13 protein-coding genes are annotated in these 14,042 nt (G+C 56.9%); 2 read left to right on the forward strand and 11 right to left on the reverse strand.

Annotation, left to right across the window (positions count from 1 at the left end; translation table 11 throughout):
* Nucleotides 1-358: 358 nt before the first annotated feature.
* The 3 genes from ACPOL_RS14350 to ACPOL_RS14360 form a co-directional block, all read right to left on the reverse strand.
* The gene (locus ACPOL_RS14350) at nt 359-928 is read right to left on the reverse strand and encodes a hypothetical protein (protein ID WP_114207660.1); all 570 of its coding nucleotides are present in this window, start codon (nt 926-928) and stop codon (nt 359-361) included.
* Between the two features lie 26 nt (nt 929-954).
* Nucleotides 955-1,320 carry a hypothetical protein gene (locus ACPOL_RS14355; RefSeq protein WP_150133004.1) on the reverse strand — a complete coding sequence of 122 codons (366 nt, stop codon included), beginning with the start codon at nt 1,318-1,320 and terminating at the stop codon, nt 955-957.
* A 172-nt stretch (nt 1,321-1,492) separates the two neighbouring features.
* Nucleotides 1,493-2,449 (reverse strand): AraC family transcriptional regulator, encoded by a 957-nt coding sequence (locus tag ACPOL_RS14360; protein ID WP_201759232.1) that lies wholly within the window; start codon nt 2,447-2,449, stop codon nt 1,493-1,495.
* Between the two features lie 171 nt (nt 2,450-2,620).
* Between ACPOL_RS14360 and ACPOL_RS14365 the strand changes: the two genes are divergently transcribed.
* The gene (locus ACPOL_RS14365; RefSeq protein WP_201759233.1) at nt 2,621-3,505 is read left to right on the forward strand and encodes an NADP-dependent oxidoreductase; all 885 of its coding nucleotides are present in this window, start codon (nt 2,621-2,623) and stop codon (nt 3,503-3,505) included.
* A gap of 234 nt (nt 3,506-3,739) precedes the next feature.
* On the opposite strand, the gene ACPOL_RS14370 is transcribed toward ACPOL_RS14365, so the two are convergent.
* Together ACPOL_RS14370 and ACPOL_RS14375 are read right to left on the reverse strand one after the other, a co-directional pair.
* Nucleotides 3,740-4,765 (reverse strand): aldo/keto reductase, encoded by a 1,026-nt coding sequence (locus ACPOL_RS14370; RefSeq protein WP_114207662.1) that lies wholly within the window; start codon nt 4,763-4,765, stop codon nt 3,740-3,742.
* A gap of 70 nt (nt 4,766-4,835) precedes the next feature.
* The gene (locus ACPOL_RS14375; RefSeq protein WP_114207663.1) at nt 4,836-5,591 is read right to left on the reverse strand and encodes an SDR family NAD(P)-dependent oxidoreductase; all 756 of its coding nucleotides are present in this window, start codon (nt 5,589-5,591) and stop codon (nt 4,836-4,838) included.
* Nucleotides 5,592-5,688: 97 nt separating this feature from the next.
* Between ACPOL_RS14375 and ACPOL_RS14380 the strand changes: the two genes are divergently transcribed.
* Entirely contained in the window at nt 5,689-6,297 is a 609-nt protein-coding gene (locus ACPOL_RS14380; protein ID WP_236657473.1) for a TetR/AcrR family transcriptional regulator, read from the forward strand.
* Nucleotides 6,298-6,490: 193 nt separating this feature from the next.
* Here ACPOL_RS14380 and ACPOL_RS14385 read toward each other — a convergent pair whose 3' ends face one another.
* From ACPOL_RS14385 to ACPOL_RS14415, 6 genes are all read right to left on the reverse strand, one after another.
* Nucleotides 6,491-7,051: a cupin domain-containing protein gene (locus ACPOL_RS14385; RefSeq protein WP_150133005.1), complete on the reverse strand. Its 561-nt coding sequence runs from the start codon at nt 7,049-7,051 to the stop codon at nt 6,491-6,493.
* 458 nt (nt 7,052-7,509) lie between these two features.
* Nucleotides 7,510-7,929, reverse strand: a complete 420-nt coding sequence (locus ACPOL_RS14390; protein WP_114207665.1) for a DUF6640 family protein — start codon at nt 7,927-7,929, stop codon at nt 7,510-7,512.
* Nucleotides 7,930-8,130: 201 nt separating this feature from the next.
* Nucleotides 8,131-9,354 (reverse strand): FAD-dependent oxidoreductase, encoded by a 1,224-nt coding sequence (locus ACPOL_RS14395; protein ID WP_114207666.1) that lies wholly within the window; start codon nt 9,352-9,354, stop codon nt 8,131-8,133.
* A gap of 955 nt (nt 9,355-10,309) precedes the next feature.
* The gene (locus tag ACPOL_RS14405) at nt 10,310-11,749 is read right to left on the reverse strand and encodes a helix-hairpin-helix domain-containing protein (RefSeq protein ID WP_338026794.1); all 1,440 of its coding nucleotides are present in this window, start codon (nt 11,747-11,749) and stop codon (nt 10,310-10,312) included.
* Entirely contained in the window at nt 11,733-12,497 is a 765-nt protein-coding gene (locus ACPOL_RS14410; protein WP_201759234.1) for a Y-family DNA polymerase, read from the reverse strand. Before ACPOL_RS14410 ends, ACPOL_RS14405 begins: the two co-directional genes overlap by 17 nt.
* A complete protein-coding gene (locus ACPOL_RS14415) occupies nt 12,455-13,582 on the reverse strand; it encodes a P-loop NTPase family protein (protein ID WP_114207668.1) in 1,128 nt (375 codons plus the stop codon). Before ACPOL_RS14415 ends, ACPOL_RS14410 begins: the two co-directional genes overlap by 43 nt.
* Nucleotides 13,583-14,042: the final 460 nt, after the last annotated feature.

The following is a 14,042-nucleotide window of genomic DNA, read 5'->3' on the forward strand; positions in this document are numbered from 1 at the left end:
CATCGATTCATTCTTCATCTGCGTGTTGATCTTTATGCTGTCGACCACATTGCTACGCAGAATTCGACTACGTTGCTTGAGATAGGAAGCCAGCGTCCCAAGCCACGCCGGGATCTTGCTTAAACTTGCTGTTGCCAATTCGTCCCTTAGCAAGCCATCCCCGGCCACACACCGCTGCTAGGTAGCGAACCTCTTCTCTCTGCGCTACCCATGATAACTCCGGTTGTCAGGGGTAGTTTCCGCAATCCCGTCTCCGAAGAACTTCTTTTGCGAAGAGCAGGATTTGTCTAGCGCTGGATTGGTTCTCGATGACCAGCACAGCCATGTTCGTGTTCACCCGCGTGCTGAACAAGCGGAGCTATTGAGGTTGGGTGCTTGCCCGGATCGCGTCCATCTCTCTGGGAAACCACTTTTCGGAAATGACGATATGCGAGCGCACTTTCTGCGTCCCCACGGTAGGAAATTGATTTGGGCTCTGTACATCGGCAAGGGGGAAACACACCACGCTTCCTGCGCTCGTTCCATCTCTATAAGCGAGCTGGTATTCACCTTGGGGGCCAACTCTCGTAGCGACAATCGTCGCACCCTTTCTGATGAACTGTGCAGCCACGTCCTCGCTCATTGCATTCATGAAGGAGAGGCTATGGTCAGTCTTGACGGCAAACGTCGAATCGATGGTCCGTTCGTTGGTCACGAACTTTGAACCTGCAGCTGAGGAAACCCCCTCCCCCATCTCAATTGAGTAGGGGACAGCAAAGGATTCGATCACGGGTCGCGCAGAGTATTCCCGCAGGACAACGCTCTCGTGTTCGGAGCTTGGGCTATACAGATGAAAGAAGGTGCTCCCTATCCATTCGCCAGCGACCAGGAGTACGACAAAAAGCAAGACGCATTCGAAAACCACTACCGCAGGTTTATGAGCCTTCATGGGATCTCCGACGCACAAAATCTGACCTAAAGATAATCCCCCCCCGGCATTGCCGAAAAGTCGGGTTTGCGGCAAACTTCAATTCTCCCCGCCGCCGAGGCTGTGGGTTTGTGGGACGCGGGGCTCTTTCCGCGTTCCAAGCGCTTGCGCGTAAAATCCATAGCCTCCCTTGGGTGAGGCCCATGCTTTCCGGTGCCTACTTCGCTTTCCCCTTTGTGCGCTGGTGCAGGCGGCTCGGGCGCTGCAGGAACCGGCTGTGCGGGCGTAGAGAAGAACTGCTCGATGCGGTCTAGCCGGTCATCCATGGCGTTCTGTGTGCGCATGACGGTGAGATATCCGACCATCAGACCGAAAACCGCACCAAGTAGGGGCAGAACCAACAACGCTGTCACTGGGGGCAATCTGGCGGGATAGATTGGCCGCCGCTGGATCCTAAAACCCCAACACCGGACAGTATCCTCTGATCGGTCGCAAAACATATAGCAATAGAGTCCATTTTCGAGACCAACTTCCACGACACGCGTTTGATCCATGGCTGGAGGAGCAAGAATCGTCGCGAACTTTTCAAGGCGTTGGCTCCTGATGATATTGTCTGGGGGATCGGCCCCAGTGCCGCTTGAACGCTGCGCTGAACGCGCTCTCTGACTGATAGCCCAGCGATGGTGCAACGGATGCGATCGACTCACGTTTGTCTTGAATACGGTTTGCAGCCAAGGTCATTCGCCACCGCCTGATGTACGCCATGGGCGATTCTCCTACACTCCCCCTGAAGTTCTGGGCGAACGCGGTTCGTGACATTCCTACAGAACGAGCGAGTTCTTCGAGCGTCCAGCCATGAGCGGGGCTCTGATGAATGAGTGTGAGCACTGTTCTCATGCGCGGGTCTGCGAGAGCGAAAAGCCAACCGGAGCCGCGTCGAGCATCATCCGCGCTGTGCAAACGAAGAGCCTCCACGAGCAGCGTATAGGCGACCTGTTGAGCAACCAAGGTACCTCCGGGCTGAAAGTCTCGCATTTCGCGGAGCATCCTTTCTACCGCCCACCGTACGGACTCTTGTTGCGCCTCATCCTTCAACATGACGATGGTAGGCAACACTTCCAGCAAAAAGCGAGCATCTCCCTCAAGTGCGAAGTGGCTTCCAAGCAGAAAGAAATCGTCTCCCGGAGTGACCGTGAGGACGCCTTGGTACCTTTCAATCGACGCGATAATCGTCCGCGCGTCCACCGGCGGCAGGGCGAGGTCGCTCGCGATCAAAAAAGGGCGGCCATGCGGCAGGAGTAGGCAATTTCCGGCGCGCAATCGGACTGGTTGCTCGACACCTGAAACTGAAAGCCAGCATTCGCCGGTAACCACCGCGTAGCACTTGATGCCTTCGTATGCAGGCAGTTGAAGCGACCACGGATTGCCTGCGGACAAACAGCCAGTAACGTATGCGCGAGGCTTCAGAAGAGACAGCACGTCCGACAGAGGATCCATAAGGGCGATTGTACGATCACGACGATATTGTGAACGTGGCAGCATTGAGCGTACGTCTTCTGAGAGCTATGCTCGACTCTGTGGCCGAAGTAATCCATTTCGGCAGCATTCCAGAGGTGAACAGTGAACGTTTCTGAGACCGGCCCAATCAAGACAAGAACAGTGCGTTTTCATAGTTACGGTGAACCCGCAGACGTCCTGCACATGGAGGAGACCATGCTTCCAGCTCCGACTTCGAATCGCATTCGCGTGCGTGTGATCGCCTGCGGACTGAATCCGGCCGATTGGGCCCTTTGTCGAGGACTCTTTGCGAAAGATCTTCCGCGTGGCATCGGGCTGGAGGTTTCTGGAACCGTGGATGCTGTCGGAGAAGGTGTCCAGGGGGTCACCGTTGGCGACGCGGTCTTTGGACCTGTAGACTTCGTCACGACTGCCAGCGCAGGAGCAGCGGATTTTGGGATTTTGGAGCACTGGGCGCATACCCCAGACACTCTCGATCCGATTCAAGCAGCGGCGCTACCTATGGCCGTCATGACAGCTTTCAGCACAATCGAACTGGTTGGAGTGAAGGCTGAGCATACCGTCTTGATCCATGGCGCGGGCTCTACAGTTGGGTTCGCTGCAGCTCAGATGGCGCTGATGCGTGGTGCTCGTGTAATTACTACTGCCGGCGAGACGTTTGCGGACCGATTGCGCGAACTCGGCGCCGTTGTAACCCCGTACGGCGAAGGCATGGTCGAGCGAGTTCTTCAGCTGGCTGGCAAGTCTCCGGATTTGGTCGTCGACACGGCACCCGTCAGCGGATCCCTGCCTGCGCTCGTCAAGATCGCGGGAGATCCCAAGCGGGTCATGACCATCAGCGATTTCGCTGCAGCCAAGGAATTAGGCGTTCGCAACAACATCGAAGAATCGGCGGGCAAGAAAGTTTCCTACGGTATGCTCGCCGAATTTGCACAGCTGGCAGCGGAAGGCAAGTTTACGGTTCCGCTCGCTCGTACCTTTCCTCTGAGTGAATGGCGCGCAGCACTCGAGGTCAGCCAAAGCAAACACGCTCACGGAAAGCTCGTGCTCCTGACTGAAAGCGCAGAGCGAGACGTATAGCCCGGTTCAGGAGCGCGTGAATGCGCGCTTCTACGAAGCGTAAATGCTTGTCGTCGTACTCCTGAGCTATAGGTCCCGCTATGGCGGCTACGGTCCATCGAACTTTCATCGCAGTTGCTCAACTGTTGCTTTCAGGCCAATGCGCGTTTCGACGTCGAGATTGGACTCGATGGGTGCATCGGCGATTTGCGTAAATCGAAAAACTCCTTGAACCCGCAAGTCCCAGCACTTCGGTCAAACTGCAACCCGATCTGGACGACGCCGTAGGCTCGCCTGAGTCACTGCCGGCGGAGTGTAGAGTGCGCCCATCGGCCCCGCATCGGTCCCCGGCGCAACGACCTCGTCGATCCTATCCAGGATTTCGTCGCTAAGCGCAACTTCGGCGCCGGCGAGCAGATCGTCCAACTGTTGCATCGTGCGTGGACCGAGAATCGCCGATGTTACACCGGGGTGAGCCATCACAAACGCCATCGCCAGGTGTGTCAACGAAATCCCGGCTTCCTCGGCGATGGGGATGAGGCGTTCGACCGCCTCCAGATTGCGCTCGTCGGACATCTGTTTGGGAAAGACCTTGACGCGCAGGCTCTCCGGCAGAGAGTGACCCTTGCGGTAGCGCCCAGTGAGCATACCCTTTGCCAGCGGGCTCCAGACCAGCGCGCCCATCCCATACTTCTCGCAGATGGGCAGAACCTCCTGTTCGATACTGCGGTTGAGGATCGAATAAGGTGGCTGCTCGGTTCGGAAGCGAGCCAGGCCACGGTGCTCCGCCACCCATTGCGCCTCCACGATCTCGGAAGCAGGAAACGTCGATGACCCGATGGCGCGCACCTTGCCAGCGCGCATCAGGTCCGTGAGCACCGACAACGTCTCCTCGATGTCGGTGTCGGGAGAGGGCCGGTGGATCTGGTAAAGATCGATGTGGTCGGTCTGAAGACGGCGCAACGACGCCTCGACGGCCTGTGTGATCCAACGGCGCGAATTGCCCTGCTGATTCGGATCCTCGCCCATTGCGCCGTTCACCTTGGTGGCCAGCACGATATTTTGGCGACGACCCTTGAGCGCCTTGCCGACGATCTCCTCCGACTCTCCGTTGCTGTATCGATCGGCGGTGTCGACGAAGTTGATGCCGAAGTCCAAGGCCTTGTGGATGATACGAATGCAGTCGTCGTGATCGGAGTTGGCGATGCCGCCGAACATCATCGCTCCTAAGCAATATGGGCTGACCTTGATGCCTGTCCGGCCTAGCGTGCGGTATTTCACGGCAGTTTCCTTTCTTCTCTCGGTGTGCGGCCGAAGCAGCCTTTGATGGTCCTATGGACGGAATTCCTACTTACCAGGGGATCGTTTTACCTTCCCAGCGCGTGAAGGTTCCGGTGGGACCATCTGGTCCGAGCAGGGCGACTCGCACAACCTCGCGAGAACCTTCCTCAAGCGACTCCGGCCCGGCATAGCCGTTGAGATTCGTTTTGGTGAAGCCTGGCGATACGAGGTTGACTTTGATCCCGCTGCCTTCCAGTTCGATCATCATGGCTAACGTGATGGCGTTCAGAGCTGTCTTCGAGGCCGCATAGCCCGGGCTGTACATCTTGCGATATTGCAAATCAGGATTTGCATTCGTAGTCAGCGAACCTACGCCGCTGGAGACATTGACGATATGTGCGTGCGCGGATTCCCGCAGGAGCGGCAACATGGCTTGATACACAGCAAGCGCACCGAAGACGTTCGTCTCCCAGATGGCGCGGACCTCGTCCAGAGAAATCTTGCTTGCACGGGTGAGTTTGGAAAACTCCTCGAGCGAGCGGTCGGCCCTGCTTGTGTTCGAGATAGCTGCGTTGTTGACAAGCAGATCAAGGCGGCCAAACTCCGTGCGGACCCGCTCAGCCGCAGCGCCGATCGAAGCCTGATCGGTGACATCGATCTGTAGCGCGATCGCACCGTTGCCGATCTCTTTCGCAGCAGCTTCGCCGCGCTCCAGATTGCGAGACCCGACGTAAACCATCACACCATTGGCGGCGAGTTCCTTCGCAACCTGGAATCCGACTCCCTGATTCGCTCCAGTCACGAGAGCTATACGTTGATTCGACATTTTGTATCCTCCTTGGGACTGTCCTGCTATTCTCAAAGAACAGCGGAACAATGTTCCGATATTACCGGAACATTGTTCCGCAAGCAAGGGAAGCATCGTGAAAACACCGTCTACCGGCGCGCCGAAGAAGAGCACAACAGCGAAGCTGCCGCCGGTGCGTGCGCATGCCAAGCAGAACCTCACAGCTCTTCTAAGTGCTGCCGCCGAGGTGTTCGCGACGTCCGGCGTGGATGCTCCTGTGCGCGAGATTGCGCAACGAGCCGGCGTTGGTCTGGGAACCGTGTATCGCCATTTTCCGCATCGCTCCGACCTCATCGTGGCGGCCATGCAGTCGCATGTGGAAGCATGCGCGGACGAAGCCGCTATCTTCGCAAGCGAATATGAGCCGGAGGAAGCGCTGGCCCGCTGGCTCCACCGCTTGATGGATTTTGTTGGGGCGAAGCGTGGCCTGGCGGCTGCCCTGCACTCGGGCGATCCCGCCTACGCAGCCCTGCCTGGGTACGTGATGGAACGTCTGGGCGGTGCACTTCGTGAGCTGCTCGACGGTGCCATCGCCGTTAAGGCTGTCCGCAGCGATATTGACGCAGAGGAACTCTTATGGACGGTGGCTACGATGTGCCGCGGACCCTATGGAGAAAAACCCGCTTATGCGGGCAAGATGGTGGATGTTCTGATCGACGGACTGCGTTACCGTGCGAATCCCTAGGAACAGCTCACTTCCACCGCGGCAGAGTTTTCGTTCCTTAATCGCCGCCTTGGTGGAGTACCGTGCTCCATATTCATTCAAATGATGAGAACAGGTCAATGCACTCACCGACGTGCCGGTGGTTCCCTGGATCATTTCCGCAAAGAGCGTTGCCCTTACTTATGCGCGCAATAGTTGCGTCCTGTCCTGTTTCTTACTTCACAGACTCGCAAAGATGTTTTGACTTCCAGGTATCTACCAAGGTGGTCGGCGGCTTCGATGCATCATGGAGAATGAGGATCAGCCCGCGTCGAGCCTCTGTTCCAACAGCCGTCAGTTCCATCGGCACGCCCTCGGGAACGACAATGTTCGATCCTTTCCCTCCGATCTGGATTCCGCTCGGAGTCTCCAAACAGGTCTCGCCGCTCTCGGTATAAAAAGCCTCAACTCCTGAATGGAGGTGGGTCTTGCTTACCATCCCGGGCTGTAGACTTGCCTCCATATATTGCGCGGTATAGCTTCGTTCCTTCACGACGGCGAGAGGCCCTATTTGTGTTACGCGCGTTCCCGAGGGAGGAAGTTCCGGCTTCTCCCCGATTGTGAGGAGCCAGACCTTGCCCAACGATTCGACGACTGTTCCATGCGCTCCTTTCGCCTGCTCTGCAAGCTCCTTTGTTGGGAACACATCAATCGTCCAGTAGACGGGGCTTTCAGGAACACCGAGAGGCTGACTCGCAATAATCCAGCACCCGTTCTCGACCGTCTTCTGGCTCATAGGCTTACAACTCACGAGCTCGCGTGGCTGTTGAGCGAAGGCTGCACTCCCGATGCAAAGAAGAGGAAGGCAAACGGCAGCCTTATGGATCATTGGCATGACAGAGATTTCGCGGATCAAAGGCATTCACCTCGGAGGGTTCGAACTACATTCGAAGAATGCCATAGCCGCAGCCCCGGACCAAACATAAATCTCACTCGACTAGATTGCACCGCGACTGGTATACGCATCGACGGTCCGCAGTAGTCTTCTCATATTAGACTCGTCTCAGCACATGGACGGGATACCTTGAGATTTCGCGCCTCGCATTAAATTTCATAGGTACCGAGTGACGCATTTCTCGCCAGTAGAGGCCTGCGAGCGGTACGGAAACCGTTCGGGCCGGATGACTTCCCGAAGTGCGATGTCCCAGTACCAACCCAGCAGGTGATTAATCGTTGCGAAAGCTAGGCCCTCTGTCACCTGCGCGCGTAGGCAAAGATGCAGCCGCAGAGAAGAAGCGTACAAACGATAAGGGCTACGAGCTTTTGTGCGGACATGCCCAAGAACATTGGATCAAGGTCTACGAACTCCGGGTCGTGCCAGGCAGTTCCCGGAAATAGGGGAGCAAAAAGCATGCTGACGAAGTATGTTCCAGAGACTGCCGCAGCTAAACATATCCGTGAGAAGGTAAGCGGCATGGCAAACAGGATCCATAAGGTGATCAAGCCAAGGAGGATGCCTATTACCATTGTTTGGCAGTTGTGAAACTTAGCGTGCGGCGGCCAGCGCGGGTTGTGAAGATGCTGCTTGGCAGTGATCGGAATCAGAGCATCCACGACGAAGCCGCCGCAGTTCCAAACGGCAACAAGAACAATCAACCACTTTGCGATTACCATAAACACCTCATTTGGAACCCTACAGCCATGAAGGAAACAGGCCGATTGGAGACTAGTTATGCAGATAATTGAGAAGAACCGAGCCACTTCTGGCTTGTCTCACGTGGTTCGGAGACGACTGCGGCGTTACTGTATTGAACCGCAAGGGTGTATCTGACTGGCAGAGTGAGTGACGCCCGCAGTCAGAACACCACTGATCGTTTATGGAAGCGGGTTTTGTCCCATTCGCTGCTGGCCCATCGCAACCGACTCGCGCACAACGTCGAAGCCATACCGCAAGAGTTCCTGTTCGTAGGATCCGAGTGCCTCCGCCAACGGCTTCTCTCCTCTCGCAACCGTCTTAAGCTGCCGTCCGAGCAGCGCCGCGTCGCGCATCGCGAGGTTCGCTCCCCGGCCCAGCGTCGGGGTCATGGCGTGCACTGCGTCGCCTAGCAAGGTCACGTTCGTGGGTGAGTCCAGCACTCCAGGCACGCTCGTGGACATGCTAACGATGAAGAACGATTCGCTGTCTCCACCGCCGACCAAGTCTCGTGCCTTTTCCGGCCAGCCCTCAAGCATCTTGACAGCGACCGCCTGCAGATACTTGGGCGTAGCGCTGCGGAGTTCGGCGTGGCTCTGCGGAAACAGTTCATGCCGCCCACCAACGATGCACACCACGTAGTTGTCACGCGGCTCAAGCGTTGCCGAGCGAAGAATCTCCTTTGCGGCAACATCTGGTTTTGTGGGAAATCTGACCGCACCCGTGCCGAGGAATAGCTTACGCTCGTCAGTTGCAATGCCGAAGATGTCCTCCAACGCCTCGGGAGGCAACAGCTTTTCCGCGAGCTCATAAGGCACGCGACCGTAGATGGCCTGCACTCCTGCATCCATGGTATTGAGTTGGGGCGCGCGCTGCGGACGAACGGCGGAATGAATACCGTCTGCACCGATCAATACGTGTCCGTTCGCACTGGTGCCGTCGGCGAAGGTCGCTACCACACCATCTGCCTTGGACTCGTATCTGGTGAGCTGCTTGTTGAAGTGACAGCAGCTCTCAAGCCCGATCAGCGCAATTTCGCGTAGGGTTCCGCGATCCACGTTGCAGTGAATCTTTTCGTCCGAAATGAACTCCGGCCAGAACTGCGCATCCTGTCCGTCGTCGGTTGGAATGCGCTTGGCAACGCTCAGGTCAGTCTTGAGAATGGTGGTGAACGGCTCGGTGCGCATAGCCGTTGCTTCGAAGAGCTGGTGGAGACTCGAGGGGAGCACTTCGCGGAGCGCATTCAGCGCGTCTGCTTCCAAGTGCAAACGGTATCCTTGCGGACGATCCCACGGGCTCGCGTCCCGTTCGAAGATTTCTACGTCAATGTGGGCTTTGCGGAGCGTCTGGGCAAGGCATATACCGCCGAGTCCAGCTCCAACGATGAGTACTTTAATTTGAGCCATAAACGTCCCTTCTCCTCTCAGAGGAAGGGACGTACCGGTTACCGCACCCTTTTAGGGAACGGTACTTGTACGAACGCTCTCGCGTCGCCCGGACTACCTACCGGGCCGTGGCTTTCGCACGTCCAGCTTTATATTACGCCTACCTGCTGAAGCTCGCTTCTAAAGCGCGAGGTGCTCGTCGATAAATGCGATGGACATGCTGCCTGCCACACTCCGCTGGCCGCAATTCTCACCCGTCCGGCAGAAAGAGCGTGCGAGGACGCTTGTCCAGCTCTTGGCCTGCCGTGAGCGATCAGGGGAGCTAGATACCGTCTGCAGAGGGGTCATACGTTCCAGGAAGTGGTATCTCAGCGCTCGAATGTAGGTCCCGAGTCGTGCGCGATGATGAACAATCTGGTTGGTCCCTTGATTGCGAAAGTAAGTAGAGCGATCTCCGGAGAAAAGGACAATTGAACCTCGTTTGATTGTCCAGGACTGAAGGAAGCCCAAATCCGAGTCTGCTTAGAGGCTGCGAGAGCGTCAGTGACGTCATCTTCAAAGCGTATGAGCAACTCCTTCTTGCTGACCATGCCGTAGGCCGCTAAGCAAGAGCCATGTCGATCTTCGAGATCGTGAGCGTGAGCACCATCAAGCGAAACAGATCTGTGGTGCGACTTGCGAGTCTGGTAAGTGCCATGGACCCTTCCGCTCGACAATGGGGGCACGTCCAATTCGCCTTCTGCCTGTTGCTAAGCCTGGATTTGATCATGGATCTTCCTCGCGTAAGGATTGCTCGATCGCTTCCCAAACCAGTCTGACGAATTCGACGCTGTCCCTCACCTGTTCGCGTATTGGATCGTGTTGGCGCTTAGATATTGTGAGTTCCGCAATCGATGAGCCGCGATCCGGCACGCGTTCTCCAACCACCATTCTTTTGGCGGTTCGCGTTCGGGCGGCGAAGTCATGTGTTCGCTCATCAGTGCCAGTCGTGTGACTGCATGGGGGCGGCTGTCACGGTCAGTTCTTCGATATGTTTTGCGCGGATGTGAATGACCTTGTCGACGTTTTGAAGAATCCCTTCGATCAGCAGGAATTTGGCATAGGTTACGAGGGATCGATGGTTCTCATAGAGATCGGGATCGATGATCGCATTCGACATTCCCGTTTCGTCTTCAATCGAGAGAAAGATGAATCCGTGCGCGGTTCCTGGGCGTTGCCTGGCGATGACGCAGCCAGCGATGCGTGCTTTCACTCCGTGGCGAAGCAGCGAAAGGTCTCTCGCCGGCACGATGTCCATCTTTCGGAGTTGAGGGCGGCAGTGTGCCATGGGATGACGCCCTACAGTCACTCCGGTTGAAGCGTAGTCCGCGACCATTCTCTCGTGCGGTTCCATCGGACGAAGTGGTGAGCTATCCTCTTCATCTCTGTCAAGGGACTCGAGAAGGGGACCGGCTGCTCGCCCGGCTCGCTCGACTTGCCAGAGCGCATCGCGCCGATGGACCCCTTCACCGATCGTGTTGAGCGCACCCACCTCGGCGAGCGTCGCCAGATCTGCTCGCGTTAAAGATGGAACCCGTCGCGCCAACTCCTCGATAGATCCAAATGGACGCATGGCGCGAGCGGCCTCAAGCTCAACCGCACTCGCCTCTCTCATTCCGCGGACGTAACGAAATCCGAGCCGTAAGGAGAGCTTGCCGTCCTCTTCTTTCTCAAGCGTGCATGACCAGCACGAACGAAGGATATCGACTGGCTTGACGCGAAGCCCGTGCCGTTGCGCGTCCTTGACTAGCACGGCCGCGGAGTAGAAACCCATAGGTTGGTTGTTCAGGATCGCGGCGGTGAATGCGCCGAGGTAATGGAACTTCAGCCAAGCGCTTGCATACGCGATGAGCGCGAAGCTGGCGGCATGAGACTCCGGAAAGCCATACAAGGCGAAAGAACTGATTGATTGAACGATCTCTTCTTGAGCCGCCGGACTCACACTATTCGCATCCATGCCAGCTCGCAGCTTAAGCTCGAGCGCCTTCATCTTGTCTGCCGATCGACGACTACCCAGAGCGCGGCGCAGTTCCTCTGCTTCGCCACCAGTAAAGTTGGCAATGGTCATTGCGATGCGCAGCAATTGTTCCTGAAAGAGCGGTACTCCGAGAGTTCTTCGTAGGACCGGCTCAAGCAGATGGTGCGGGTAACTAATCTCTTGCCTGCCCTGCCGGCGCTCCATGTAGGGGTTCATCATCTTGCCCACGATGGGTCCTGGGCGGATGATCGCTACTTGAACGACGAGGTCATAGAACTTATCTGGATTGTTGCGTGGGAGAGACGCCATCTGAGCGCGAGATTCGACCTGAAACAGGCCCACCGTGTCGGCTCGGCGAAGCGACTCGTACACCTTCGGATCATCATGGGGGATCCTCACGTCCCACCGCAAGCCTCTGCAGGCGTTTACCCTGCTGGCCGATCCGACTAATGAGGGCGGTCTCGGGTAGCGCCGCCAGTTCTCCGAGATTGCGGATGCCCCAACGCTTCAGTGTAGCAAGGGTCGACATCTCAGTGCGTAAGGCTGAGACCGGCAGCGGGGCTAATTTCCGTTCCACATCACGCTCGCTGACATGTGTGACCCCGCTATAGCTTCTCGCCAGCAACAGACTTGCTTCCGCGTTTGGTGCCACTGCCACGTTAGAGTGAAACTCGATTTCCTGGAGCGCTTCGCGAATCTTGGTCGCATAGCTTCGACCGTCCCCAAACAATGTCTCCGTTCCACTTTGGTCGACCAGTAGCGCTGCTGCTGGACAGCCTGTCTTTGCGTACTCATTCAAGGGAGAGGCGATGATCTGAACCCGTGGAGAAAACCCCTCCGCAGCCTGAAAGACGAGATCGAGGGCTTCCTTCTCCTCGTGAAGCGAACGCGGATGGAAGATGACCCGGCCCGAGGTGTCCGCCTGAACTTTGCTCATGCCATGACTCAGGCCCATTTCCTTCGCAGCTCGATTGAACGAGACCACCTTCTCAAGTGGCGGCTTCCCATCGATCACCGCAACGGCGCGCGTTCGAGCGCCTTTGTCGAGCCGTAGCCAAGCAAGCGTGGGGAACTCCGGAATATATATCGCCGCGTATCCCATGGCTATCGCCCCGTAGCCCGCATCCAGGCAGGTGTTGCTTCCCAACGCATTGCGCGCCCGGGCGCCTTCTTTGCATAAGGGTTGCTGACTCGTTGTCGCGCTACTTCCGCAGTGTGGATGAATCCGCTCAGTAGATCTCCGGAGGCATTCGCAATGCCCGCGGAACAATCGAGGACACAAAGGGCGCTCGATCTTGCACAGGCGATCTGGGTCAACAACAGGAAGACTGCGTCGCTCTCCTGCGCAGCACGCCGAAACCGGAACCACGTTGCCGAGGGGATGCGAAACGCCTGTTCCGAAGGGACTGAAGCAAGGTCAAGAACCCCAACACGAAAGCCGCCTGACTGGAGGATTTGGTTTGCTGCGCGGATGGCGCGATCCAGCCGGGTCCAGGGCTTCTCCGGCTTCTTCGTCATCGCGCTGAAGACTGTGGGAGCCTGCGCGCGTTCGCGAGCCTCATTTGCGGAACGTCGGTCTGCCTGTCGAATCGGATCCGAAGCGTCTGCGTGCCGCGCATTGAAGTTTTCATACTCGATCTGCTCTTTCGGAGCCGCCGCGAGGCTTAGTTTGCGGTTTGGATAACCCGGTGTCCCTTCCATCTTTTCGAGCCGCGCATCTGCTTTCTGGCTAAGCAGGGTGCTGAGAGCACCACCGATGCCCTTCGTTTCCGTTCGAGGATGATGACTGCCGCAATGTCCCCCAACCATCTTCAAGGGATTGGCCAGAGCAACAAGGGGGGCGACAGATGGTAAAGACGTGGGATATTTCTGATCTGCGCTCGCTTCCGCGTTTCGAACCCAAAGCAGATTCCTGAGGTTGACGCCGGCTGCGGCTGCGCTCTTTGGATCTAGCGTGTTGTCCACGTCAATATAGGCGCAGGCCGAGTCAGCGGACATTCCTGCAAGCAGCGAGAACGCCATCGAAGTCCGACCGGAACTTGCAAGGCCGGTAAACTCGGTCACTCCCCCGATCGGTAGACCGCCATCAAGCAAGGCGTCAATCGCTGCGATGCCGGAGGCCATAAGCCGGGGGGCCTGATGAGCCTGAGGTGACAAAGCGGCCGGAATGCGAGACGCGAGCTTTGCCTCGATCTCACGTTTCAGTATCGCGCTTTGTGAGGAGTAGCCCATGATTTGTTATTCGCTTTTTGTTCGCTTTGTAGAGTCAAGAATAGCTCCCCATGCCTGTGTAAAGTCAACGTGCACTGTTTTCGGTGCAGCTGCTCAAGACAGGTAAGTTCAACAGTGGAAGTGGTTTACATGGGTTCGTCGTGCGAAGACAAGGAATTCCAGACCATTGGATGGGCGACCGATCCTAGAGGACGGCGAACTGGGATCTTGCCTGCATATCGCCCATTGTCCTTCCCTAAACAAAAGACCACATTAGGCTCCACAGGCGATTTACAGGCTCAGGAACGTCGAGGGGAGGAATGGTCTTTGACATAGCGTCCGCAATGCTGAGATCGTGTTTCCCCCAAAAACTCCTGGTAACCGCTCTCATAAACCAAAGACGCCGCTCGGTATGTTGCGCTATACGGGTTGAGCTGCGGAAGTGGGCCAAAGCAACATCTTTCCTATAACTTATTTGTTT

This window comes from Acidisarcina polymorpha, from assembly GCF_003330725.1.
In the GTDB taxonomy this organism is placed as follows: domain Bacteria; phylum Acidobacteriota; class Terriglobia; order Terriglobales; family Acidobacteriaceae; genus Acidisarcina; species Acidisarcina polymorpha.